General features: G+C 42.8%; 24 protein-coding genes and 1 other annotated feature. Of the genes, 3 read left to right on the top strand and 21 right to left on the bottom strand.

Annotated elements, in window-relative coordinates:
* Window position 1 precedes the first annotated feature (1 nt).
* The 15 genes from ilvB (CHY_RS02340) to CHY_RS02265 form a co-directional block, all read right to left on the bottom strand.
* On the bottom strand, window positions 2–1,666 hold the full coding sequence (gene ilvB / locus CHY_RS02340) for a biosynthetic-type acetolactate synthase large subunit (RefSeq protein WP_011343454.1): 1,665 nt from the start codon (window positions 1,664–1,666) through the stop codon (window positions 2–4).
* 12 nt (window positions 1,667–1,678) lie between these two features.
* The gene (gene ilvC / locus CHY_RS02335; RefSeq protein WP_011343453.1) at window positions 1,679–2,671 is read right to left on the bottom strand and encodes a ketol-acid reductoisomerase; all 993 of its coding nucleotides are present in this window, start codon (window positions 2,669–2,671) and stop codon (window positions 1,679–1,681) included.
* Between the two features lie 2 nt (window positions 2,672–2,673).
* Window positions 2,674–3,186, bottom strand: a complete 513-nt coding sequence (ilvN, locus tag CHY_RS02330) for an acetolactate synthase small subunit (protein ID WP_011343452.1) — start codon at window positions 3,184–3,186, stop codon at window positions 2,674–2,676.
* Between the two features lie 12 nt (window positions 3,187–3,198).
* The gene (gene ilvB / locus CHY_RS02325; protein ID WP_011343451.1) at window positions 3,199–4,857 is read right to left on the bottom strand and encodes a biosynthetic-type acetolactate synthase large subunit; all 1,659 of its coding nucleotides are present in this window, start codon (window positions 4,855–4,857) and stop codon (window positions 3,199–3,201) included.
* 11 nt (window positions 4,858–4,868) lie between these two features.
* Entirely contained in the window at window positions 4,869–6,530 is a 1,662-nt protein-coding gene (ilvD, locus tag CHY_RS02320) for a dihydroxy-acid dehydratase (protein ID WP_011343450.1), read from the bottom strand.
* 12 nt (window positions 6,531–6,542) lie between these two features.
* Window positions 6,543–7,424, bottom strand: coding sequence for a branched-chain-amino-acid transaminase (gene ilvE, locus CHY_RS02315; RefSeq protein ID WP_011343449.1), 882 nt, complete (start codon window positions 7,422–7,424; stop codon window positions 6,543–6,545).
* Between the two features lie 80 nt (window positions 7,425–7,504).
* Window positions 7,505–7,720: a binding site (T-box leader), on the bottom strand.
* A gap of 134 nt (window positions 7,721–7,854) precedes the next feature.
* Window positions 7,855–8,421 (bottom strand): TetR/AcrR family transcriptional regulator, encoded by a 567-nt coding sequence (locus CHY_RS02305; RefSeq protein WP_011343446.1) that lies wholly within the window; start codon window positions 8,419–8,421, stop codon window positions 7,855–7,857.
* Between the two features lie 16 nt (window positions 8,422–8,437).
* On the bottom strand, window positions 8,438–10,978 hold the full coding sequence (locus CHY_RS02300) for a YhgE/Pip domain-containing protein (protein WP_011343445.1): 2,541 nt from the start codon (window positions 10,976–10,978) through the stop codon (window positions 8,438–8,440).
* Window positions 10,932–11,603: an ATP-binding cassette domain-containing protein gene (locus tag CHY_RS02295; protein WP_011343444.1), complete on the bottom strand. Its 672-nt coding sequence runs from the start codon at window positions 11,601–11,603 to the stop codon at window positions 10,932–10,934. Before CHY_RS02295 ends, CHY_RS02300 begins: the two co-directional genes overlap by 47 nt.
* 154 nt (window positions 11,604–11,757) lie before the next feature.
* Window positions 11,758–12,153, bottom strand: a complete 396-nt coding sequence (gene yedF, locus CHY_RS02290) for a sulfurtransferase-like selenium metabolism protein YedF (RefSeq protein ID WP_011343443.1) — start codon at window positions 12,151–12,153, stop codon at window positions 11,758–11,760.
* A gap of 73 nt (window positions 12,154–12,226) precedes the next feature.
* Window positions 12,227–12,646, bottom strand: a complete 420-nt coding sequence (locus CHY_RS02285) for an EamA family transporter (RefSeq protein WP_011343442.1) — start codon at window positions 12,644–12,646, stop codon at window positions 12,227–12,229.
* Window positions 12,647–12,660: 14 nt separating this feature from the next.
* Window positions 12,661–13,191, bottom strand: coding sequence for a GNAT family N-acetyltransferase (locus CHY_RS02280; protein WP_011343441.1), 531 nt, complete (start codon window positions 13,189–13,191; stop codon window positions 12,661–12,663).
* Window positions 13,192–13,283: 92 nt separating this feature from the next.
* The gene (locus CHY_RS02275; RefSeq protein WP_011343440.1) at window positions 13,284–14,012 is read right to left on the bottom strand and encodes an amino acid ABC transporter ATP-binding protein; all 729 of its coding nucleotides are present in this window, start codon (window positions 14,010–14,012) and stop codon (window positions 13,284–13,286) included.
* A complete protein-coding gene (locus tag CHY_RS02270) occupies window positions 13,999–14,685 on the bottom strand; it encodes an amino acid ABC transporter permease (protein ID WP_011343439.1) in 687 nt (228 codons plus the stop codon). The genes CHY_RS02275 and CHY_RS02270 overlap by 14 nt, the downstream gene beginning before the upstream one ends.
* A gap of 14 nt (window positions 14,686–14,699) precedes the next feature.
* Window positions 14,700–15,518 carry a basic amino acid ABC transporter substrate-binding protein gene (locus tag CHY_RS02265; RefSeq protein WP_011343438.1) on the bottom strand — a complete coding sequence of 273 codons (819 nt, stop codon included), beginning with the start codon at window positions 15,516–15,518 and terminating at the stop codon, window positions 14,700–14,702.
* A 175-nt stretch (window positions 15,519–15,693) separates the two neighbouring features.
* On the opposite strand from CHY_RS02265, the gene CHY_RS02260 reads away from it, so the two are divergent.
* Window positions 15,694–16,590 carry a DMT family transporter gene (locus CHY_RS02260; protein ID WP_011343437.1) on the top strand — a complete coding sequence of 299 codons (897 nt, stop codon included), beginning with the start codon at window positions 15,694–15,696 and terminating at the stop codon, window positions 16,588–16,590.
* Between the two features lie 4 nt (window positions 16,591–16,594).
* Here the strand turns inward: CHY_RS02260 and CHY_RS02255 are convergent, their stop codons facing one another.
* The 4 genes from CHY_RS02255 to CHY_RS02240 all read right to left on the bottom strand — a co-directional run bounded on the left by CHY_RS02255 (window position 16,595) and on the right by CHY_RS02240 (window position 20,065).
* Window positions 16,595–17,506 (bottom strand): cation diffusion facilitator family transporter, encoded by a 912-nt coding sequence (locus CHY_RS02255; protein ID WP_011343436.1) that lies wholly within the window; start codon window positions 17,504–17,506, stop codon window positions 16,595–16,597.
* 127 nt (window positions 17,507–17,633) lie between these two features.
* Window positions 17,634–18,179 (bottom strand): SGNH/GDSL hydrolase family protein, encoded by a 546-nt coding sequence (locus CHY_RS02250; protein ID WP_011343435.1) that lies wholly within the window; start codon window positions 18,177–18,179, stop codon window positions 17,634–17,636.
* Window positions 18,180–18,572 (bottom strand): tRNA (N6-threonylcarbamoyladenosine(37)-N6)-methyltransferase TrmO, encoded by a 393-nt coding sequence (gene tsaA, locus CHY_RS02245; RefSeq protein WP_011343434.1) that lies wholly within the window; start codon window positions 18,570–18,572, stop codon window positions 18,180–18,182.
* 125 nt (window positions 18,573–18,697) lie between these two features.
* On the bottom strand, window positions 18,698–20,065 hold the full coding sequence (locus CHY_RS02240; protein ID WP_011343433.1) for a cytochrome b6: 1,368 nt from the start codon (window positions 20,063–20,065) through the stop codon (window positions 18,698–18,700).
* A gap of 115 nt (window positions 20,066–20,180) precedes the next feature.
* On the opposite strand from CHY_RS02240, the gene CHY_RS02235 reads away from it, so the two are divergent.
* On the top strand, window positions 20,181–21,392 hold the full coding sequence (locus CHY_RS02235) for a DUF438 domain-containing protein (RefSeq protein WP_011343432.1): 1,212 nt from the start codon (window positions 20,181–20,183) through the stop codon (window positions 21,390–21,392).
* A 102-nt stretch (window positions 21,393–21,494) separates the two neighbouring features.
* Here the strand turns inward: CHY_RS02235 and CHY_RS02230 are convergent, their stop codons facing one another.
* Window positions 21,495–21,734 (bottom strand): YgaP family membrane protein, encoded by a 240-nt coding sequence (locus CHY_RS02230; RefSeq protein ID WP_034541350.1) that lies wholly within the window; start codon window positions 21,732–21,734, stop codon window positions 21,495–21,497.
* Window positions 21,735–21,841: 107 nt separating this feature from the next.
* Here CHY_RS02230 and CHY_RS13290 point away from each other — a divergent pair, with 107 nt between their 5' ends.
* Window positions 21,842–22,018, top strand: a complete 177-nt coding sequence (locus CHY_RS13290; RefSeq protein ID WP_011343430.1) for a hypothetical protein — start codon at window positions 21,842–21,844, stop codon at window positions 22,016–22,018.
* Window positions 22,019–22,044: 26 nt separating this feature from the next.
* Here the strand turns inward: CHY_RS13290 and CHY_RS02225 are convergent, their stop codons facing one another.
* Window positions 22,045–22,854, bottom strand: coding sequence for a lipoate--protein ligase family protein (locus CHY_RS02225; protein WP_011343429.1), 810 nt, complete (start codon window positions 22,852–22,854; stop codon window positions 22,045–22,047).

The raw sequence follows: 22,854 nt of genomic DNA, 5'->3' as shown, positions 1-22,854 counted from the left end.
ATTACCAGTCCACCGCTTCTCCTATAGGAGCCCCGGATAAAACCATGGGTAAAACTTTTTCTTCAGGACTGATTTCAATCTCCAAAAGATACATTCCCTTATGGGCAAGCATTTCATCTAAAGCCCCGTCAACCTCTTCTGGTCTGGTAATCTTCCGTCCGGGAATTCCATAAGCCTTAGCTAAAGCTACAAAATCCGGAACAAAGCCCAAGTCAACCCCAAAGTAATTTTTATTGGCATAATATTCCTGCAACTGCTTTACCATACCTAATTTTTTATTAACAAACAAAATAATCTTCAACGACAAATTCTGTTCCCGGGCAGTAGCCAACTCCCCCATATTCATTTGGAAACTGCCATCGCCGGTAATTAAAATTACCTGTTTATCCCGAAAAGCTACCGCCGCACCTATAGCTGCCGGCAAACCATAACCCATGCAGCCAAGACCCCCGCTGGTTAAGAAAGTACGGGGTTTTTTAAAGGGATAAAATTGCGCTGTCCACATCTGATGCTGTCCCACATCGGTAGCGATTATAGTGTCGGCGGTGGTCTTTTCCCCCAAAAGCTTAATAGTCTCCTGGGGTTTGATAAAATCATCTTTTTCATACTTTAAGGGAAACTCTTGCTTCCAGGTGTTAATTTGGGAAAGCCATTCCTGACGATTCTGCGGCTCAATTTGCTTTAACATCTCCTGCAAAACGTTTTTGACATCACCAACAATGGGAACATCCGCCCGCACGTTCTTGCCGATTTCCGCCGGATCTACATCGATATGGATAATTTTTGCTTTGGGAGCAAAGCCGGATAACTCTCCCGTTACCCGGTCGGCAAAACGCACTCCCAGTCCAATTAAAACATCACATTCGGTCACCGCTAAATTGGCATACCTGGTTCCATGCAGGCCAAGCATGCCCAGGAAAAGCGGACTATCCTGGGGAAAGGAAGTAAGTCCCATTAGCGTATTAGTTACCGGAATCTCAGCTCTTACCGCAAATTCATAAAGCTCCTGACTGGCATTGGCCGCAAGCACACCGCCTCCGGCAATAATTACCGGCCTTTTCGCTTCCCTTATGAGCTTTACCGCTTCGGCAATTTTTTGCGGATGCCCTTTTAAATTAGGCTTGTAACCGCGAATTTCTACTTTTTCAGGATACTGAAAATCTATGGTCCGCGCTGCTACATCTTTGGGTAAATCAATCAGTACCGGCCCCGGTCGTCCCGTGGCAGCGATATAAAAAGCCTTTTTCACCACCGCCGGAATATCTGCAGGATTTTTTACCAAAAAGTTATGTTTGGTGATGGGCATGGTAATTCCGGTAATATCCACTTCCTGAAACGCATCGGTGCCCACCATCGTTGTCGGTACTTGCCCGGTAATCACCACCACCGGTACCGAATCCATATATGCCGTAGCAATCCCCGTAACCAGGTTGGTTGCCCCCGGGCCCGAGGTGGCAACACATACCCCAACTTTCCCCGAAGCCCGGGCATAACCATTAGCAGCATGAATTGCTCCCGGCTCATGGCGCACCAAAACATGCTGAATTTTGGATCGGCTTAAGGCATCATAAAGGGGTACAACCGCTCCTCCAGGGTAACCGAAGATAGTAGTTACCCCCTCCAGTTCTAACGCTTTTACCAAAGCCTGAGCACCAGTTATCTCCAAAAGACATCCCCCCTACTTTTTCAGCCATGGCATCATCTGCCGTAATTCTGCCCCCACCTTTTCAATTAAATGTTCCTGTTCCCGACGCTTGATGGCGTTATAAACCGGACGACCGGCCATGTTCTCTAATATCCAGTTTTTGGCAAAAGTTCCGTTTTGAATTTCTTCCAAGACCTTTTTCATCTCTTTTTTGGTCTCTTCGGTAATAATCCGGGGACCTACCATGTAGTCACCATACTCGGCAGTATCGGATATGGAATACCGCATTAACGAAAAGCCACCTTCATAAATTAAATCGACAATTAACTTCATTTCATGGAGACATTCAAAATAAGCCATTTCCGGAGCATAGCCCGCTTCTACTAAAGTTTCAAAACCGGCTTTAATTAAGTGGGTTACCCCACCGCATAACACCGCCTGTTCACCAAAAAGATCCGTTTCCGTTTCTTCTTTAAAAGTAGTTTCAAAAACTCCCGCCCGGGTGCAGCCAATACCTTTAGCATAGGCCAAAGCTAAATCCTTGGCTTTTCCGGTAGCATCCTGATAGACGGCAATTAAACCCGGCACCCCTTTGCCTTCTAAATACATCCGCCTTACCAGGTGACCGGGACTTTTAGGGGCAACTAAGAAGACATCGACATCCGGCGGCGGCACTATTTGTCCGTAATGAATGTTAAAACCGTGGGAAAACATTAAGGCCTTACCCGGTTTTAAATGTTCCTCGATTTTATCCCGGTATAATTCTCCCTGAATTTGGTCGGGAACCAAAATTTGAATGATATCAGCCCACTGGGCCGCTTCATCCACTTTCATTACCGTAAAACCATCAGCTTCGGCTTTTTCCCGGCTTTTACTTTTTTTATGAAGACCTACCACCACATTTAAGCCGCTATCTTTTAAGTTCTGGGCCTGAGCATGCCCCTGGCTACCGTAGCCAATAATCGCAATTTTTTTCTCCCGTAAAAGCTCTAAATTAGCGTCCTGATCATAATAAACTTTTTTCATTTTTATTCCTCCTCCTTTACTCCATTTATATTTGAAGTTCTGGAGCCCCGCAGCAGGGCAATTTTTCCGGTGCGTACCAGCTCTTTAATACCAAAAGGCCTTAATGCATTTTCAATAGCTTCGATTTTATCTTCATCACCGGTAGCTTCAATGGTCAGGGTTTTGGGCCCAATATCCACAATCCGGGCCCGGAAGATTTCTACTATTTGCATAATTTCCCCCCGGGTATTGGAATCCGCATGAACTTTTAAAAGCAAAAGCTCCCGGCTCACATACTGTTCGGAGGTAATGTCCTGAACTTTGATTACATCAACTAACTTTCTCAGTTGCTTTACTACCTGCTCTAAAACCCGGTCATCCCCTTCCACCACAATGGTCATCCGGGAAATATCCGGATTTTCCGTCCTGCCCACCGCAAGGCTATCAATGTTATAGCCCCGGCGGCTAAAAAGCCCCGCCACCCTTGCTAAAACCCCAGGATTGTTTTCCACCAATACTGCCAGGGTATGCCGCATCAAATCCCCCCTTTAACCGATCATTTTGTGAATTGCGCCTCCCGGTGGCACCATGGGAAAAACATTTTCCTCCCGGTCTACCCAAACATCTACCACTACCGGTCCGGCATAATTTATTGCCTCCAAAAGTTTTTCTTCCAAGTTTTCTTCTTTTTTAATGCGCAAACCCCTTATCCCGTAAGCATCGGCTAACTTAACAAAGTCGGGATTTTTAAGTTCCGTATGCGAATAACGGCGCTGATGGAAAAGTTCCTGCCACTGCCGCACCATCCCCAGGTAACCGTTGTTTAAGATAATAACCTTAACGGGGATATTATAGGCCGCAACGGTCATTAGTTCCTGGCTATTCATCTGGATACTACCATCGCCCGATACCACTATTACCTGCTGCTCCGGTCTTGCCACCTGAGCCCCAATTCCTGCCGGTAAACCAAACCCCATCGTTCCTAACCCACCGGAGGAAATAAATCTCCTCGGCTTATTAAATTTGTAAAACTGGGCAGCCCACATCTGATGCTGTCCCACATCGGTAACGATAATTGCTTCGCCTCCGGTTATCTTATAAAGAGTTTCGATAACTTTTTGGGGTTTTAAGCCACACTCCCGGTTATAAGTTAAAGGATATTTTTCCTTTAAACCAAAAACATACTTAAGCCATTTCTCCGGCTTTTTTTCCTTTACCCCTTTAATTAAAAGCTCTAAGCTGTTCTTTACATCCCCCACCAAAGGCACTTCCACCAGCACATTCTTATTGATTTCCGCCGGGTCAATATCTATGTGAACAATCTTGGCATTAGGGGCAAAGCTTTTAACATCTCCGGTTACCCGGTCGTCAAAGCGCACTCCCACGGCTATCAGGACATCACATTCGCTGACCGCATAATTGGCCGGCTTGGTCCCGTGCATACCCAGCATTCCCAAGAATAAGGGATGGTCTCCGGGAAATCCTCCTAAACCCATTAAACTTGCAACCACCGGTGCATTGATTTTCTCGGCAAAAGCCAGCAATAATTGCTCGGCCCCGGCGTTAACAGTCCCGCCTCCGCTAAAAATTAACGGACGCTCGGAGGAATTAATTAACGCTATAGCCTTATTAACCTCTTCCTCGCCGGGAGTTAAAACCGGTTTGTACCCTGGAAGCTCAACTTTTTCGGGAAATTCATAGCGCGCCCGGGCCGCCGAAACATCCTTGGGAATATCAATTAAAACCGGCCCCGGTCGTCCCGTCCGGGCAATGTAAAATGCTTCCACCACCGTCTGGGCCAGTTCCCCCGGATCTTTTACCAAATAATTATGTTTGGTAATCGGCATGGTTATGCCGGTAATATCCGCTTCCTGAAAGGAATCCCGTCCCAAAAGCGAGGTTGCCACCTGTCCGGTAATGGCAACCACCGGAACCGAATCCATATAGGCAGTGGCAAGACCGGTTACCAGGTTAGTGGCTCCTGGGCCGGAAGTTGCAAAACATACCCCTACCTTCCCCGAAGCGCGGGCATAGCCATCGGCAGCATGGGCCGCTCCCTGTTCGTGCCGGGTCAAGTAATGGGTAATTTTTGAATCATAAAGGGCATCGTAAATGGGCAGTACCGCTCCACCGGGATAGCCAAATACAGTATCCACTCCTAAATCCTCTAATACTTTAATTAAAATTTGCGCTCCGGTTAACTCCATTTCGCTCACCCCTACTTTAAAAACACCGCACCTAAATTAGCAGAGCTCACTAATTTTTGATAACGAGCAAGGTAACCTTCTTTAATCTTAGGCTCGGGAATTTGTAACCGGGCTTTTCTTTGGTTAAGTTCTTCTTCTGATACTAAAAGATCTAATCTTTGCCCCGGAATATCTATTTTTATTAAGTCTCCTTCCCGAACCAAAGCTATCGGTCCACCTTCATAACCTTCGGGAGAAACATGCCCGATTGCTGCTCCCCGGGTTGCTCCCGAAAACCGGCCATCGGTAATCAATGCCACATCTTTATCCAAGCCCATCCCGGCAAGGGCCGAAGTTGGTGTTAACATCTCCCGCATGCCAGGACCACCTTTGGGGCCTTCATAGCGGATAACCACCACATCGCCTTTCTTTATTTGCCCGGTTAAAATGGCAGTGGTAGCATCTTCTTCGCTATCAAAAACCCGGGCCGGACCGGTATGGGTTAACATTTCCGGTAAAACCGCCGATTTTTTCACCACCGCTCCCCGGGGTGCCAGGGTTCCAAACAAAATTGCTAAGCCCCCCGTCTCCGAGTAAGGATTATCAATGGGTCGGATAACTTCGGGATTTTTATTGACAGCATTTTTCAGGTTTTCCCCCACCGTTTTTCCCGAAACGGTAAGGAGGTCTTCTCTGATCAAACCTTTCTTTGAAAGCTCCTTCATTACCGCCGGAATTCCCCCGGCAAAATACAGGTCTTCCATGTGGTGCGGTCCCGCCGGGCTTAAACGGCAGAGGTTTGGCGTTCTTTCACTTACCTCGTTAACCAGGTTTAAATCGAACTCCACTCCCGCCTCATAAGCTACCGCCGCCAAATGTAAAACCGTATTGGTCGAGCACCCTAAAGCCATATCTACCGCCAAACCATTTAACAAACTCTCCCGGGTAAAGATATCCCGGGGACGGATATTTTGGGAAAGTAGTTCCATTACCTTTTCCCCGGAAAGTTTAGCAAGCCTTAACCTTTCGGCATACACCGCCGGAATAGTGCCGTTTCCGGGAAGGGCCATCCCTATGGCCTCGGTTAAACAGTTCATCGAGTTGGCGGTAAACATCCCGGCACACGAGCCACAGCCGGGGCAGGCGTAATTTTCATACTCTAAAAGTTCCTCTTCACTCATAAGGCCGGCAGCAACAGCCCCTACCCCTTCAAAAACATTGCTGAGGGAAACGCTTTTTCCCCTTACTCTTCCCGCTAACATCGGCCCACCGCTGACAAAAATAGCCGGAAGATTTAAACGCATTGCCGCAATTAACATTCCGGGAACAATTTTGTCGCAGTTGGGAACAAAGACAAGGGCATCAAACTGGTGAGCTTTAACCATTACTTCCACCGAATCGGCAATAAGTTCCCGGCTGGCAAGCGAATACTTCATTCCCTCGTGGTTCATGGCTATACCATCGCAAACACCGATTACCGGGAGCTCAAAGGGAACCCCGCCGGCAGTTCTCACTCCGGCTTTTACCGCTTCAACCACCGTTCTTAAATGAACGTGCCCGGGAACAATTTCCGAAAAACTGTGAACAACGCCGATAAACGGGCGTTTTAGCTCATTATCGGTAATTCCCAAAGCCTTAAGTAAACTTCGATGCGGTGCTTTGCTAATGCCTGACTTAATGAGGTGACTTGGCATCTTTCTCCCCCTCTACTCGCTGAAAATAAATGGACCGTCGGTAGTAACGTATTCCCGGAAATCTTTGATTAACGTCTTGGTCATAGGACCGGGTACACCTTCACCGATAGTTCTTCCATCAACTTTTACTACCGGTATTACTTCCGCCGCAGTACCGGTCAAGAAACACTCATCGGCATTAAAGATGTCATAGCGGGTAAACAGCTTTTCTTCCACGGGAATGCCTCTTTTTCTGGCCAAATCCATAACCGTATTACGGGTAATACCTTCTAAAATTCCGGCATAAGAAGGTGGTGTAATTAAGCGACCGTTTTTAACGATAAAAACATTGTCCCCGGTAGCTTCCGCCACATAACCCTCCTGATTTAGAAGAATTGCTTCTAAGACCCCGTGTAAATTGGCTTCAATTTTGGCCAGGATGTTGTTTAAGTAATTTAACGACTTAATTCGGGGGCTGGAAGCTTCGTTTAAGTTGCGCCGGGTTGGCACGGTAATCACTTCAAGGCCTTCCTCGTAAAAACGCTCGGGATAAAGGGTAATGGAAGAACCGATGCAAAAAACCGTAGCTTTTGGACATTTTCTGGGGTCTAAGCCCAGGTCACCTTTCCCCCGGGTAACCACCAACCGAATATATCCTTCCCGTAAGTTGTTTTTACGCATGGTTTCCAGAACAACTTCGGTCATTTCTTCCTTGGTTAGAGGTATTTCTAAAAGAATAGCCTTGGCCGACTCGTAAAGCCGGTCGATATGTTCTTTTAGCTTAAATACCCGGTTGTTGTACGCTCTGATACCTTCAAATACCCCATCACCATATAAAAGACCGTGGTCAAATACCGAAACTTTCGCTTCCTCCTCCGGTACAAACTTTCCATCCAGGTAAATAAGAAGCCCCATTTCCCACACCTCCGCAATTTTATTAAAAATTATAAATTTTTATGCCAAAAATATATAAAAACAACCCCCGCCCCTGAACGTCCAGGGACGGGGGTTTTGCCCGCGGTACCACCCTGCTTGCCGGGCATGGTAACCCGGCCGCTTCATTGGCATAACGGTCAAAAACCGTTCCGGCCTACTAACCTTTCGACCGGAAAGCTCCTGGGCGATCTGTGCAAAACTCCGGCACCGGGTTCGCAGCTACCCCCGGCTCTCTGGGGCCTTCCTTTTGCACCGCTCCCATTCACTGCTTTTTCTGTAAAATGTTTTGCTGATAATTTTATAAAACACCAACCGCTTTTGTCAATAAAATAACAAAATGTATACAAGGTGCAAAAATTTTTCTCTTTTTTCTCAAAACCTTTACAAAAAAATAACCGGGATAACCCGGTTATTTTTTTAAACCGTTTAAAACTATCTCCGTTAAATTATTGATAAGCTGCTCTTTTAAAAACCCTTTCTCTCTTAAAATACCGCGAATAGTAGCAAAGGAAGTCATTCCAAAAAAAGCCGGAACAAAAATTTCCAGGTTAACTTCCCGAAATTCGTTGGCTTTTATCCCTTCCGCTATTAGTTGGTTTATAAGCCGGTAATAATCATTAATCTTTACCCGAAAACTTTCCCGGGGAAGGGTACTTCCAAAGAAATCCCCTAAAACTAATACTACCTCCTCGTGAAACTCTAAGAAAAATTCCACCTGGACCTTTATTAAAGCTCTAAGTTTCTCCGCCGCCGAAACTTTTAACTCTAAAACCTTTTTAGTTCTTTCCTCTAATTCTTCAAGAATAGAAAGGGTAAGCTTTAAAAAAAGTTCCTCTTTACTTTTGAAATAGTAATATAAAGTCCCCTTGGCTACCTTACTAATTTTAGCAATTTCATCCATGGTAGCTTTTTCAAAGCCCTTTTGGGCCATCACTTTAGCCGCAGCTTTTAAAATCGCCCGAATCTTTGGATTCATCTTATCCTCCAAACAGCTAAATTACGTTACCTTCGTTAGGCGATAAATCGGAAAGCCTTACATGCCTTGGCGTGACAAAATAATTTAGTATTAAGGCAATTACCCCAAACAAAGCCATCATGAAAACACTGTGGTTAAAGCTCATCCCGGAGCCACCGGAAATGGCTTCCCTTAAGCCATAAACTCCGTAAGTCATCGGCAAATAAACGCTAATTTCCCGGAAGAATTTTGGTAATAGTTCAAAGGGAAAAGCACCACCGCAAGAAGCTAATTGCAAAATCAATAAAACTACCGCCAAAAACCTTCCTGCCATGCCAAAAAGGGAAACCATTAAACCGATAATCGCTAAGAAAGTTAGGGACATTAAAATAGCAAATCCAAAGAATTTCCATTGAGATGCAACCTGAAGGTCAAGCCCTTTTTCTAAAATTATACCAGAAATTACAGCTTGAAGCACCCCAATTAAAGCTACCGCTAAAAATTTACCGATTAATATCTCCCACGAACGAACCGAAGATAAGGTTAAACGGTGGTCTTTTAAATTTACCAGGAAAAACAGCACCAAAGCACCAATCCAGAGGGAAAGCGGAAGGAAATAGGGAGTAAAAGCGGTTCCGTAGTTGGGAACATAATATTTTTTCTCCTCTTTAACTTCCACCGGATCGGAAATTATTTTAGCCCTTTTTTCTTTTAAGGAAGGAGTTAGCTCTTTCTTTCCTTCCTCTACCCCGGCCTTAAGCCCTGAAGTAAGCTCCTGGGAACCTTTATAAAGCTTAAATAAACCGTCATTTAGTTCCGCCTGACCAGTCGATAACCTTAACGCTCCCTTTTCTAACTCCAAAGCTCCATTTTTTACAGGCAAGATTCCGCTATTCAAGGAAGCAGTTCCGTTACTAAGGGCCAATGCCGCATTATTAAGCTTACTACTTCCTTCTGCCAGAAGATTTATCCCGTTATACAGTTGATTGTAACCATCTTTTAAAGCCGATAGTCCTCTACCCAGCTCTTCCATTTTAGCCGGTATTTCCCGGGTCTTCAATGCTAAACGATCTGTACCTTCCGAAAGCTTCTTGCTGCCGTAAACCAGGGTACCAACGCCATCTTGCAATTGGCTAAATCCTGCGGTTAAGTCCTGACTACCCTTTTCTAAAGCCACCATTCCCGGTTTTAACTTACTTTTATAACCCTCTTCTCCCTGGTTTATTAAGTTCGTGAGTCCAAGATTTAATGTTGTAAGGGATGAACTTAGCTCTGAAATTCCTTCATTGCCTTTGCTAACCAAAGCCGAAAGTCCGGTATTATATTGATTAATCATTGTTAAATTCTCTTTAGCTGCATTTAGAGAATTTATAGCCTTATCTATTTCCGGGTCCGGATGGTTAGCTTTGTAATTTTCTAAGGTATTTAAGGCTTGTTCAATCTGGTTTTGGGCAGCTTTTTGGGATTGATCTACTCCGGCTACCAATGTAGTTCCCGTTTGCAAGCTATCTTTCAATTTGTTTAAGCCGTCTAAAAGCTGATTATAACCGGAAGCTAATTGTTTTAAGCCGGAAGACACTTGACTCCAAAAGCTTTCTACCCCTGACAAAAAAGAATTAACACCCGCTATATAACCGCTACTACCCGCAGCAAGATTGGCTACTCCTCTTTCTAAAGTAAGACTTCCGCTGTAAATCCCATAAGCTCCGTCAGCAACGGTTTTAACCCCACCGTTTAGTTCAGCAAACTGACCTCCTAACTCATCTCCGGGAAGTAGTTTTAGCCCTTCATAAATTTTTTCACTTCCGCGTCTAACATCCTCCATTTTGGCGGCAAACACCGACATATTGCGGCTAAATTCCATGGTTCCACTTTTTAACCGGTTGCTTCCCTGATAAAGCTGCTCCGTGCCTGCTGCAAGTTTTTTGGCCCCTGCTGCTAATTTTTGCCCGCCCTTTGCTAACTCCGTACTTCCGTTGTACGCCTGTTTGATACCCCCTTCAAGCTTTTCGCTGCCATCAGCAGCTTTTTCCACATCTTTTAAAGAGTCGTCCATTTTCTCAAGAAGAGTAGTCATTGCTTCTTTAACTATTTTCCCTTCTATTTTTTGTTTTAATTCTAAAACCACCCGGCTGTTTAACTGGGCTGCCAGATAGTTTTTACCCTCGTTATAAATTACCTTAATCCCGGTTTTTTGGGGATCCGACGATTTCATTTTATATAACTTCTCGGAAAAATCCTCGGGTATTTTTACTATTAAATAATATTTATCCCCCAGTAACCCCCGGTAAGCTTCCTTTTCCTCAACAAAGTACCATTTTACCGCATTATTGCTTTTTAGCTCGTCTACAAGCTCTTTCCCGGCATTGATTTTTTCCTTTCCGTCGTTATAACCCCGGTCTAAATTAACTACCGCTACCGGCAAATTTTTTAGATTGCCATAAGGGTCCCAAAACGCTGACAAATAAACAAAGCTGTATAGTAACGGCATTAAAATTATCACAATTAACGCTACTCGGGCTTGACGGGTACTAAGAAGCTGTTTTAGCTCGACCCGCGCAATTTTCAAGAAATTCATTGCTTACACCTCCTTGCACAACGTCCACTACTGTATCGGCAATACCAAGCTCTTCTTCTTTTAAAGTGGTATAAATAACTAACTTCCCTTCTTGCTTTAAATTTACAAGAATTTTTTCAATATGTTTTCGTTCAAGGCAGGTGAGGTTCCTGAAGGGTTCATCAATTAAGACCACCGGTGGTTCCCCAAGTAAAGCCAGGGCTAAACCAACTTTAATTCTCTGTAAAGGATTTAAATCGGCAATTATACTTTCTTTTGTAAAATTTGCTTCAATCTTCTCCAAAAGTCTATCCACCTCGACGGGTGTGACTTTTTTCCCTAACAAAGCTCCTTGAAATTTAAAGTTATCAAAAACTGAGAGGGAAAAGTACGGCTCATAAACCCCTTCTACAAAAGAAAGCCCCACCTTTTGTCTTATTTCCCGCTGTTTTTTCACCGGATTTAAACCTAAAACCGTTATTGATCCTGCAACCGGTCTCACGCCACCAATCATTGCTAAAAGGCAGGCAGTCTTACCGGTCTTTGCTGGTCCGCAAATTCCTACAATCCCCGGCTGTTCTACGGAAAAAGTGAGAGGATTAAAGCGGGGATCCTTACTAAATTTAACATCTTTAAACTGAATCACCTGCACACCCCCTTTTAAGATTTATACTGACCAGTCAGTCAAATAATAATATAAAAAAATTTGACCGGCTGGTCAACCGGTCAAATTTTGATTTTCTTTTAATTTACCCCATTAAATTCATTTACATCACTTTTTCTTGGTTTTTTAAAAATTCTTAAAGGCTTACGACTTTTAAGCTTTTTGTTAAATAATTCACAATATTTCCCATATTGGTCACTTCGCCGGCCACTACCTTATCTTTTAACTTAAAATAATCAAGGCAGGTCCCGCAAGCCCCGAGATAAACTCCTTTTTCTTCAAGAATTTTTAAAGGTCCTAATACCGGAGAGCCTTCCACCACTAACTTTACCCCGGAGTTAACAAACAATAAAGCTTCGGGAAGTTCATCATTCCCCGCCAGGGTTGTAAGAAAATTTTTCATCAGAATTTTTCCGAGTTCCTCATCCCCTCGCCCAAGCGATTCTCCCTGAATAAAAAGAACGGTGCCGGCAATTTCCTCCTTTCTGGCAAAAAAAGGAGAAAGCTTTGCAGCTAATTCGTAAATATCCACAAACCATCACCCTTCTATAATATTCTTTAATTTTAATTATAACATTTTCATATATTTACGCCAAGGAAAAATTTTAACCAAGAAGCCAGAGCCCTATTAAACAAAAGATAATTCCCAAAACTTTTGTTACGGTTAATTTTTCTCCAAAAAACAAAATCCCAATGGGGATTAAAAAAAGGCTTACCGCTGCATTGGAGAACAAAGCAGCGGTACTTATCTTCCAGCCGGCCCGGTATGCCAGTAAAAATCCCAGTTCTAATCCAAAAATAGCTATCCCCAGAGCGAATCCTACCCAGTTTAACTTTGAAAGTTCAAAAACAAACTTTTCTTTACCTTTAAATACTGGCGAAAGCAACAACGATAAAAAAGCTGCCGTAAGATAAGTTGAAGTTAAAACTAAAAAAGGATTGGCTTTAGGGGGAATCAACTTTTGCGTAACATGGTAAATAATATTTGAAAAAATAGTCAAACTAATGGCTAAATAGTATAACATAAACTCCTCCACCTTTAATCTATTTCTATTCCCATAATGTACGAATCATAAAAAACACCGTTAATTAAATAATGACGGCTAATCCGCCCTTCGTAAGTAAAGCCTGCTTTTTCATATAAGGAAATAGCTCTTTTGTTGTCCACCCGCACATTTAAATTAATTTTCCTAACACCATTGTCCTTAGCCCATTTTTTTAAATAAGAAATTAAAGCCCAGCCAACTCCCAGTCCCCAGAACTCTTGTAACACTGCTATCCCCATTTCGCCAAAATGAGAAAACTGCGTACCCAAACCCGGCTTAAAGCTTACACTTCCAATAATCCTTCCCCGGCAGTCGGCTACTGCCAGTAAGGCTTTTTTATTTTGAAGATGTCCATTAATGAATTCTCTTTCCTGTTCCACAGTAAAGTTAAATTCTCCCGGTCCATAAGCCAAAAAAGTAGTTTCGTTTGTTGCTCTTTTATAAAATGCTAAAAGCTCTTCGGCATCTTCCAAACTGACTTTGCGGATTTTCACCTTTTGCCCATTTTTTAAGGTCACTTCCATAAACTTTACCCTCCCAGCACTTTTTGCCCTATTTGCCCTATTATAACACAACTTCTTCCATTGAAAATAAAAAACCCCGCCTCGGCGGGGTTTTAAACATGTAAGATTTTACTTAAAAAGTCTTTGGTCCTCTGTTGCTGGGGGTTCTGGAAAATCTCCTCGGGTTTTCCCTCTTCCACAATTACCCCCTCATCCATAAACACTACCCGGTGGCCTACTTCCTTGGCAAAACCCATTTCGTGAGTTACCACCACCATCGTCATCCCTTCATGGGCAAGTTCTAACATTACCTCTAAAACTTCGCCAACCATCTCCGGGTCCAAAGCAGAAGTCGGTTCGTCAAACAGCATAACTTTAGGCTTCATGGCCAAAGCCCGGGCAATGGCAACCCGCTGCTGCTGACCGCCGGACAGCTGGTCGGGATACGCATGGGCTTTGTCGGAAAGCCCCACTTTTTTCAAAAGGTCATAAGCAATCGCTTCCGCTTCATCTTTTTTCATGCCCCGCACCTTAATGGGAGCCAGGGTGATGTTTTCTAAAGCTGTTTTATGGGGAAAAAGGTTAAACCGCTGAAACACCATCCCCACTTCCGTCCGAACTTTATTAATATCGGTCTTTGGGTCAGTAAGGTTAAAACCATCCACCCACACTTCGCCGGAAGTGGGAGTTTCTAAAAGGTTAATGCACCTTAACAGGGTACTTTTCCCCGAACCGGAAGGCCCTATGATCACCACTACTTCCCGTTCTTTAATGTGAGTGGTTACGCCTTTTAAAACGTGAAGCTTGCCAAATTTTTTGTGAAGGTTTTTAATGGTGATCACCGGTTTTAAGCCTCCTTTCGGTATAGCTCACCAACTGAGAAATTAGGAGGGTCATAATCAGGTATAAAATTGCCACAGCAAACCACACTTCAAAAGCCCGGGCATTATAACCAATTATTAAAGCTCCGCGGCGCGCAAGCTCTTCAAAACCAATCACCGATAACAGGGAGGTATCTTTAAGCATAGCTATAAATTCGTTACCCAGTGGCGGTATTACCCGCTTAAACGCCTGGGGTAAAATAACGTACCGCATTGCCTGTCCGTAAGTCATCCCTAAAGAGCGGGCTGCTTCCATCTGTCCCCGGTCTATCGATTGGATTCCCGCCCGGAAAATCTCCGCCACATACGCCCCGCTGTTAATACTGGTGGAGGCAATAGCCGCTGCCCAGGGTGAAATAGCATGAGGCTGGCCACCGGTAAGTGCTGCCCATAGCTGGGGAAAACCGTAATAAATAATAAATATTTGCACTAATAAAGGTGTCCCCCGGATAAAATCCACATAAACCCGAGCTATAAATTTTAAAAGGGGGTTACGCGCAATGCGCATAAGCCCCGCAAATAAACCGATTATACTCCCCAACGTAACTGCAATAACCGTTATTTTAAGCGTTACTAAAGCACCTTCTGCTAATAAAGGTAAAGATTCAATTACTACCGACCATTTTAGTTCCACTTAAGCCACCTCAATTAGTTCTTTGGTTTTTCTCCAAACCACTTTTCGTAAATTTCGGCGTACTTACCCGATTCTTTCACTTTCTTTAAGCCTTCGTTAATTTTGGCTAAAATTTCCGGCTTGGACTTGGGCACAGCGATACCATACGATTCTCCGGTTAACTTATCCCCCACCATTTTTAAATCGGAAAAGCTTTGCTTAATATAGTAGGCATTAACCGGCCAGTCGTTAATTACCGCATCAACACCGTTGTTTCTAAGTTCCATTAAAGCATCGGGAAGAGTATTAAAGGTTTTTACCTCTTTCACAATTCCTTTAGCTTTTAACTCGTTGGCATAATCGGCACCGGTAGTGGCAATTTGCACCGCTACCCTTTTCCCTTTTAAATCATCAATACCTTTAATGGTGTTGTTGTCACCTTTTACCACAATGGCCAAACCCGAATCGTAATACGGTTCGCTAAAATTCATGACTTCTTTGCGCTTATCGGTAATCGAAATGGCGGAAATAGCCGCATCAACCGTACCACTTTGCACCGAAGTTAAAACTCCATCAAAGTTCATACTTTTAATTTCCACTTCAAAGCCAACCGCTTCGCCAATTGCCTGAATTAAGTCCATATCAAAACCTACATATTTTCCGGTAGAAGGATCCTGAAATTCAAAAGGAGCGTAAGAAGTATCGGAAGCCACTACAATTTTTTGTTTTTGCTCCTGCTTCTGCTCCTGGTTTTGGGCGCTGTTTGTTTGCTCCGCCTGCTTATTGCCACAGGCTGTCAGGATAAGCCCCAAGGTTAAAACGACAACCAAGAACAAAGCTCCAAATTTTTTCATTAAAAAATTCCTCCTTTAATACCCTTTAGTATATTAAAGAATCAACCTTTGAATAATTATAAATTGTTTAGTACAATTAGTCAATGTTAAAATTTTCTGATTATTTCTCCGTTCTTCTCCAAACGATTAATTGTTTTGTATAATATAAAGGTACTTAAAAAAATGGAGGGAAATTATGGAGCTAAAAACCAAACAACTCTTGGCCGATATAAGTTTAATCGTAGTCACCGCTTTCTGGGGAACAACTTTTGTCATTATTAAAAATATTTTGGCCAATATTGAACCTTTTTCCTTTCTATCTTTTCGCTTCCTCCTTAGCACTTTTTTCCTTTTACCATTACTTTTACAAAAAGAAGGCTTCTCGCCAAAAGGAGTTTTTTTCGGCAGTATTGCCGGCTTTTTTCTCTGGCTTGGCTATATCTTACAAACCATCGGCTTAAAATACACTTCCGCAGCCAATAGCGGTTTTATTACCGGCCTGGCCGTGGTTATGGTACCGGTTTTAAGCAGTATTTTAAATAAAAAACCGGTAACCCCAGGGGTCATATTCGGTACCGGATTATCTTTTTTGGGATTATTTATAATGTCCTTTGACTTTAAAGCCGGCTTTAACACAGGAGACCTTTTAACTTTAGCCGGAGCATTATTTTTCAGTATGCAAATTGTTTCGGTGGAGCGTTTTTCTCCTAATTTTTCCGCAACTTCGTTAACTCTCGGGCAAATTGCTACCGTAGGAGTTTTAAGCCTGCCCGCGGCTTTGTGGCTGGAAGAGCCTTTTAAACCCTACCCTAACGAAGTTTTCTATGCAATTGTTTTTACCGCTATTTTTGCTACCGTCCTTGCTTTTTTAGTTCAATCCAAAGCCCAGCAGTTTACCAGCGCTTCTCACGTAGCCCTAATCTTTACCTTAGAGCCGGTCTTTGCCTTGCTTTTTGCCGTCCTCTTTGGCGGTGAAAGTTTAGTGGCCAAGCAAGGAATTGGTGCCTTTTTCATCTTGGCAGGAATGCTTACCGCCGAGTTTTTAGACCAGTACTGGCCAAAAGCCAAAGATGAAAAAAAAGCTAACCTTTGAGCGGTTAGCTTTTTTTTTCGGAACAATAAGGACAATTTTCACATTGGCGCTGTTCTTTCTGGCAGGGCTCGGCATGAATTAAGACGTGCGAATTGGGTAGCTTTTCTTCTATCTCCCGCTCAATTTTATTGCAAAGGTCATGAACTTCTTTTACCGACAGCTTCTCCGGTACCACCAAATGCAAATCAATAAACCGCTCCGAGCCGCTTTTCCGAGCCCGTAACTTGTGAAACTCCAGAAACTTTTCGCCGTAATTGGCAATGGAATCTTTAATTAAAGCAATCTCCTTTTCCGGCAATGCCGTGTCAACCATGTTGGCAAAGCCTTCAAAGGTAATCTCATAAGCTGCTTTTAAAATCATACCGGCCACAATCAAAGCCAAAATGGGGTCAAAGTAAGTTATGCCCGTAAGTTTGATTAAAAGTAGACCTAACAACACACCCGCAGAGGTATAAACATCGGTCCTTAAGTGCCAGCCATCCGCTTCTAAGGCTGGAGAATCGGTTTCTTTGGCAATTTTTAATAAAGTTTGGGAAATAAAAAAATTAACCAAAGCTGAAACTGCCATGACTCCCATGCCCCAGCCAAGGCTTTCGGGCATTTCCGGATGCCAAAACTTGGGTAAAGCTTCTTTTATTATTAATACCGCTCCTAAAAAAATTAAAAGCCCTTCAATTGTTCCGGCAATATTTTCCACTTTACCATGGCCGTAAGGGTGACGAACATCCGCCGGTCGACTGGCAACTTTTACGGAAAAAAAGGTAATGATGGAAGCCAATAAATCCACTCCCGAATGTAAGCCCTCGGCAATAATACTTACCGAACCGGTAAAAAGGCCAACGACAATCTTAAAAAGCACCAGAAGAGTATTGGAGATAATCGAAAGTTTTGCCCAGGAAACTTTTTTATCGTTCAAAACCAAACACTCCCGCAAACTTTTTTATTATTATATATTATTTTTGCAGGAAAAAGTGACTGTTAGCAAGGATTTATTAGCTTTTTTAACTTATTTTTAATTTTTGCTTTTTTTTGAGTAATTTAGACTAAAAATCATTTTCAATACCCAAAAAGCTCAAAAAGATTTGAGCCATAAACCGGTAACCCTCCCGGGAGGGATGAAGACCATCTATTAAAACTCCCGGATTATTTTTTAAAAGCTTTTTAAACGGTTCGTAAAAATCTAAATATTTTACCCCCAATTCACCGGCTATTTCCCGGTATTTTCTTCCAAGTATCTTTAATCTTTCATCAGCCCACTCTTCTTCCAGAACCGGCAGAGGAGAAGCTAATACGATGGCAGAAAAATTTCTTTCTTTCGCCACAGTTATTATCTCCCGTGCATCCTGTAAGATTTCTGAGGTCGGACGATTAACGTATATATCATTGGTACCCCCTAAAAGTACAAGGGTATTACCTAAAATCCGCTCTCTTTTAAATCTTTCCTTCATATCCTCTAAAGTATCACCGCAAACTCCGAGATTAAGAAAACTTACTCCAAGTTTTTCTGCACTAAGATTTACCCAGGAAGCGGTAGGTCCATAGGGAAAACCGTAAGTTAAAGAATCTCCGAGAAAAACAAACTCCACCATTTAACCATCCACCCCGTCAAATTTCCGGCTTTTAGGCTTAATGTCTAAAACAGGTGTTTGGTTTAAGCAGTCAATTCCCTTTACAGTTAAGACATTTCCTTCCCGTTTTAAAAGCCTTCCGGTGGCAATCCCTAAATGATTGGGACGATTGGGACTTCTCGAGGCAAAAACCCCGGTTTCCTTGCCGTCTCTTCTAACAGTAATGAGTTTTTCTTCATTGCTTAAATGAAAATAAAAAATAATAGTTATGTACTCTTCGTCTTCAATCCTGTAAAGCCCCGGAACAAATTCCTCATAGACTACAATTTCCGAAATATCCTCATCGTAATCCATTTTTTCTTTGGAATTAAAGCTGTTACGCACGTAGCCAATCGGCCGCAGCACTATCTCCACCTTTTTACACCCCCTACCCCTAAAATACACCACTTCCGCAAAAAGATAAAGCAAAAAAGGAACGGTTCTTATATTTGCGTTTATACGCCTAAAAAAAGAACCGTCCCAAAATTTGGCGTTTAGTTTTAAAGCTGGCGTAGGAACGCAACGAGCGCTTCCTTTTCTTCCCGGGTAAGTTTTAATTCCAGGACAAGATTAAAAAATTCTACCGTATCTTCAATGGTTAACAGGCGGCCATCGTGAAAATAAGGCGGTGAATCTTTAAGTCCTCTTAAGGTAAAAGTTTTGATGGGCCCTTCCGGCCGACCCTGGTAAAAGCGCTCCACCTTTAAATCGTGCATTAACTGGTCGGTATAGTACGGTGCCGGATGGCAGTAGCCGCATTTACCTTTGCCAAAAAAGATTTTTTCTCCTAAAAGTTCCTTTTCGGTAGCTTTGGCCGGGTCAAGCCTGCCATAACGATTTAATTTGGGTGCCGGCGGAAAATCAATGATATTGATAAACTGGGCCATATGCATTACCTGCTCCCGGGAGAGCGGGTTTATTCCTTTTTTGGCCGCCAAAGTATGATCACCGTCAAAATAAGCTGACCGCTGCTCAAATTCACAAAAATCTTCTACCGAACGAATGGAGCGTTTAGAACCAAATAATTGTTGTATATGGGTGCCCCTTAAACTCACCGTATCAATTCGAAAACGGGTTTCTTGAGGGCGATTATCCGGATTTAAATGGAATTGTCCGGTGGTATGGCCGTTGACGTGACAATCAAAGCACGACACTCCAAGGCTTGGTTTTTCACTTTTCCGGTCATCAGTAGCGTTAAACTGCTGCTGGGGAAACTTGGTTAAAAGAAGCCTGAGGCCTTCTAATTGCACCGGAGTTAAAATATCTTTAAAAAGTTCGTAATAGTTATCCAAGGTAATTTCTTTTCCTTTGGATACATCCCCCAATTCGGGATGGGTGGTAAGATATAGAGGCGGAGGAAATTCCGGTAAAAAGGCATCGGGTAAATCGAAATCTACGTCAAAGCGCACTAACTCCGGGTGAATCTTAGTCTGCACCGGTGGAAAAACCATCCCGCCGTTCTGAGGGTGGGGGTGGGGTAACGGTAAATAGGGAAAGACACCTTTTTCTTTAATTTCTTCGGGAGACATACTGGCTAAATCTTCAAAAGTAAGACCATTTTTCAGTCTGGCAGTAGGTCCTACTGGAAGCGGTTTTCCCCCGCTCATGGTTACTTCGGTTGTAGTTTTTGGGGTAAGATTATACCTTTCTTCTAAAAGTTTTCGCTGCTTGGCCATTATTTTTGGTTTATTGGCCTTTTCTTCCTTCATAATTTCGGAAAAGCTTTTGTCCAGCAAAATTTTATCTACCTTAACATATCCCCAGGAAAAAACTAAAAATAGTAAATAAATGACACCAATTAAAAGAAAAATTTTCCCCGCTATTCCCAAGTTTTTGTTTGGCCTTAAAGGTACATAGCGAACTTTCAAACTCTCACCTCCTAAAAAATCCTGTAAAAATTTATGCAAAAATTGTTAAATATATCACTGTTAAGTAGAAAAATCTGGGATAAACTAAAGACAGAATTAAAAAGGAGGGGTTTTTATGAGTGAACTTATTAACAACCGGGAGTTTAGAAAAAAAGCCATTAAGGAAATTATTTTAGATTTACACCGGGGCAAAACGGTAGAAGAAGTAAAAGAGCGTTTTGATGAGATTATAAAAGATGTTGCTCCTACCGAAATAACCTTAATTGAACAAATGCTGATACAGGAAGGCTTACCTGTTGAAGAAGTTCAACGGCTTTGCGACGTTCACGCCGCAGTCTTTAAAGAATCCTTAGAAGAACAACCTGCCCCGGAAACCCAGCCCGGCCATCCGGTTTATACCTTTAAAGAAGAAAACCGTGCGGTGGAAAAGCTCATTGAGGAAATAAGGGAAATTTTAGCAAAATTTAAAGCAACCACCGCCGGCGAAGAAAAAAACATCTCATTAGAACTTACCGCAAAATTAAACCTACTTTTAGATTTAGATAAACATTACAGCCGTAAGGAAAATCTTCTCTTTCCTTTTTTAGAAAAGCACAACATCATGGGGCCACCCAAAGTTATGTGGGGAGTTGATGATGAAATCCGGGCAGCGTTAAAGGAAGCCCGCCTTCTAGCATTACATTACGATCCAGACAAAAAAGCAGAGCTAATCCAAAAAACCGAAGCTGTTTTGGCAAAAATTGAAGAAATGATTTTTAAGGAAGAAAAAATCTTATTTCCCATGTGTCTTGAAACTTTAACCGAAGACGAATGGTGGGCAATTTACGAACAAAGCGATGAAATAGGTTATTGTTTAATTGAACCGCAAACCGGGTGGAAACCAAAGCGGGAAATTTCAGTAAAGAACCAGGAAATAACAAAGGAAGGTTATATAAAGTTTAGTACCGGTCTTTTAACCCAAAAAGAAATAGGTTTAATCTTTAACCACCTGCCGGTAGACATAACTTTTGTGGACAAAGATGGCATCGTAAAATACTTTTCCGAAAGTAAGGACCGGGTTTTCGTCCGACCCAAAACCATTATTGGCCGAAGGGTTGAAAACTGCCATCCCCCGGCCAGCGTCCATATTGTAGAAAAGTTAGTGGACGATTTAAAATCCGGGCGCAAAGATTTTGAAGATTTCTGGATTCACTATCAAGGAAAATATGTTTTGATCCGTTATATTGCTGTTAGGGATGAAAAGGGAGAGTTTATGGGGGTCTTGGAAGTTACCCAGGATATCAAGCCGTTGCAGGCGATTTCCGGTGAAAAAAGGATAATGGAATAATTTTAAAGTCCGTTCCACTATTTGCGTTATAGCACTAAAAAGGGACGGTTCTTACATTAGGCGTTAAAACGCAAATTACAGAACCGTCCCTTATTTAGGCGTTTAACTAGGCGACGGAATAGAAATTTCTTCTTCATCCTCTTCAAAATAAAAATCTTCTTCGGCCGTATTTATTCCAAAAAGCTCAAACACCGGACACCAGCGGGTGATCCCGGTAGCCAGCTCCATAGCTCCTACACAAATTAAACTTTTTGATTTATTTACGATACCTAACCCCAGAAGCATTGCTCCCATGGAACTGCGTAAAAATGCATCCCAAGTACCTACGTTTTCCCGCATCATTCCACCCCCGGCAAATTTTTTCTTAGTATTCCCCGTTTTCTATTAACTAAATGCATATTTAAAACTTTTACTTCAAAAAATAAAGGAGAAAAACGGGAGGTGGAAAAATGACCAATTTTGCCAGTTCCGACCAGCTCAACTTGGTAGGATTAAACTGCCCAAAATTTTCTGCAAAAACCGGTAAAACCAGTACTAAAAGCTGTGAAGCTTGTCGCCACTGGAACGGTACTACCTGCCAAATTAAGATGTTTGATCCGGTACTGACAAGTTTGGATCAAACTTAAAAAGCCCGGGCTCATGCCAGGGCTTTTTAAAAGCGAAACAACCACTCCCGGGTATTGTATTTTTCCCTCAGTAATTGCCTACTGAGTTCACGCTCTTTTAGGGAGAGTTCACTTCGTATAAAATTAACTTCAAACCCTTCGGAAAACCCCGCCAAAAACGCTTCTTTTATTTCCGCCAGCGAAAATTCCCGGGATGAAAAATCATGAATAGCTCCCGCCTTTCTGTGAAAACTTGCCCGTATTCGTTCTTTTTGCTCTAAAGACTTAAATTTTAGTACCCGAAAAAGTTTATCCACATCCATTTTTATAACAATAGCCCCGTGTTGCAAAAGGTAATCTCCCCGCCTAACCTGAGCACTTCCGATAACTTTTCGCCCCATAACCGTCAGCTCGTACCAGGAAGGGGCTTCGAAGCAAATTGCCGATAAATCGGATGTTTTTTTCCCTTCGGCAATTTCCCCTTCAATTCCCAGGTTTTTGAGACCCAGTAAAAGACCTTTGCTTATTTTTAAATACGACTCCAAAACCGTTCCAGAAAGCTTGGGATGCTGGATGCTGCCAACAATCGAGTAAGTCAGTTCAAATTCGTGGAGTACCGCCCGCCCACCGGTAGGCCGGCGTACCACTTCAACCCCCAATTTTTCACATTCGGAAAAATCCACCTCTTCCTGAGCTTTTTGAAAATAACCCAGGCTTAAAGTCGGGCGGGTCCAGGTATAAAAGCGCAAAACCGGCGCCCCGTGATTATTTATAGCTTCCTGTAATAATGCTTCATCAATCGCCATATTTTCTGCTCCGGAAAAGGAGCAGTGATCGATAAAGCGCCAGGTTTCCAT

This window comes from Carboxydothermus hydrogenoformans Z-2901 (assembly GCF_000012865.1).
GTDB classification, from domain to species: Bacteria; Bacillota; Z-2901; order Carboxydothermales; family Carboxydothermaceae; genus Carboxydothermus; species Carboxydothermus hydrogenoformans.
The sequence above is the reverse complement of the archived record's forward strand: the minus strand, read 5'-3'. Positions and strand labels throughout refer to the sequence as shown.

Bases quoted from the DNA above. Each gene is read 5' to 3' on its own strand.
- CHY_RS02225 (WP_011343429.1), bottom strand. From the start codon at position 22,854: ATGGAAACCTGGCGCTTTATCGATCACTGCTCCTTTTCCGGAGCAGAA.
- CHY_RS02285 (WP_011343442.1), bottom strand. From the start codon at position 12,646: ATGTTATACTATTTAGCCATTAGTTTGACTATTTTTTCAAATATTATT.
- CHY_RS02280 (WP_011343441.1), bottom strand. From the start codon at position 13,191: ATGGAAGTGACCTTAAAAAATGGGCAAAAGGTGAAAATCCGCAAAGTC.
- ilvN (WP_011343452.1), bottom strand. From the start codon at position 3,186: ATGCGGCATACCCTGGCAGTATTGGTGGAAAACAATCCTGGGGTTTTA.
- CHY_RS02265 (WP_011343438.1), bottom strand. From the start codon at position 15,518: ATGAAAAAATTTGGAGCTTTGTTCTTGGTTGTCGTTTTAACCTTGGGG.
- CHY_RS13290 (WP_011343430.1), top strand. From the start codon at position 21,842: ATGACCAATTTTGCCAGTTCCGACCAGCTCAACTTGGTAGGATTAAAC.
- ilvC (WP_011343453.1), bottom strand. From the start codon at position 2,671: ATGAAAAAAGTTTATTATGATCAGGACGCTAATTTAGAGCTTTTACGG.
- ilvB (WP_011343451.1), bottom strand. From the start codon at position 4,857: ATGGAGTTAACCGGAGCGCAAATTTTAATTAAAGTATTAGAGGATTTA.
- CHY_RS02230 (WP_034541350.1), bottom strand. From the start codon at position 21,734: ATGATGCGGGAAAACGTAGGTACTTGGGATGCATTTTTACGCAGTTCC.
- CHY_RS02300 (WP_011343445.1), bottom strand. From the start codon at position 10,978: ATGAATTTCTTGAAAATTGCGCGGGTCGAGCTAAAACAGCTTCTTAGT.
- CHY_RS02260 (WP_011343437.1), top strand. From the start codon at position 15,694: ATGGAGCTAAAAACCAAACAACTCTTGGCCGATATAAGTTTAATCGTA.
- ilvD (WP_011343450.1), bottom strand. From the start codon at position 6,530: ATGCCAAGTCACCTCATTAAGTCAGGCATTAGCAAAGCACCGCATCGA.
- CHY_RS02305 (WP_011343446.1), bottom strand. From the start codon at position 8,421: ATGAATCCAAAGATTCGGGCGATTTTAAAAGCTGCGGCTAAAGTGATG.
- CHY_RS02250 (WP_011343435.1), bottom strand. From the start codon at position 18,179: ATGGTGGAGTTTGTTTTTCTCGGAGATTCTTTAACTTACGGTTTTCCC.
- CHY_RS02235 (WP_011343432.1), top strand. From the start codon at position 20,181: ATGAGTGAACTTATTAACAACCGGGAGTTTAGAAAAAAAGCCATTAAG.
- ilvE (WP_011343449.1), bottom strand. From the start codon at position 7,424: ATGGGGCTTCTTATTTACCTGGATGGAAAGTTTGTACCGGAGGAGGAA.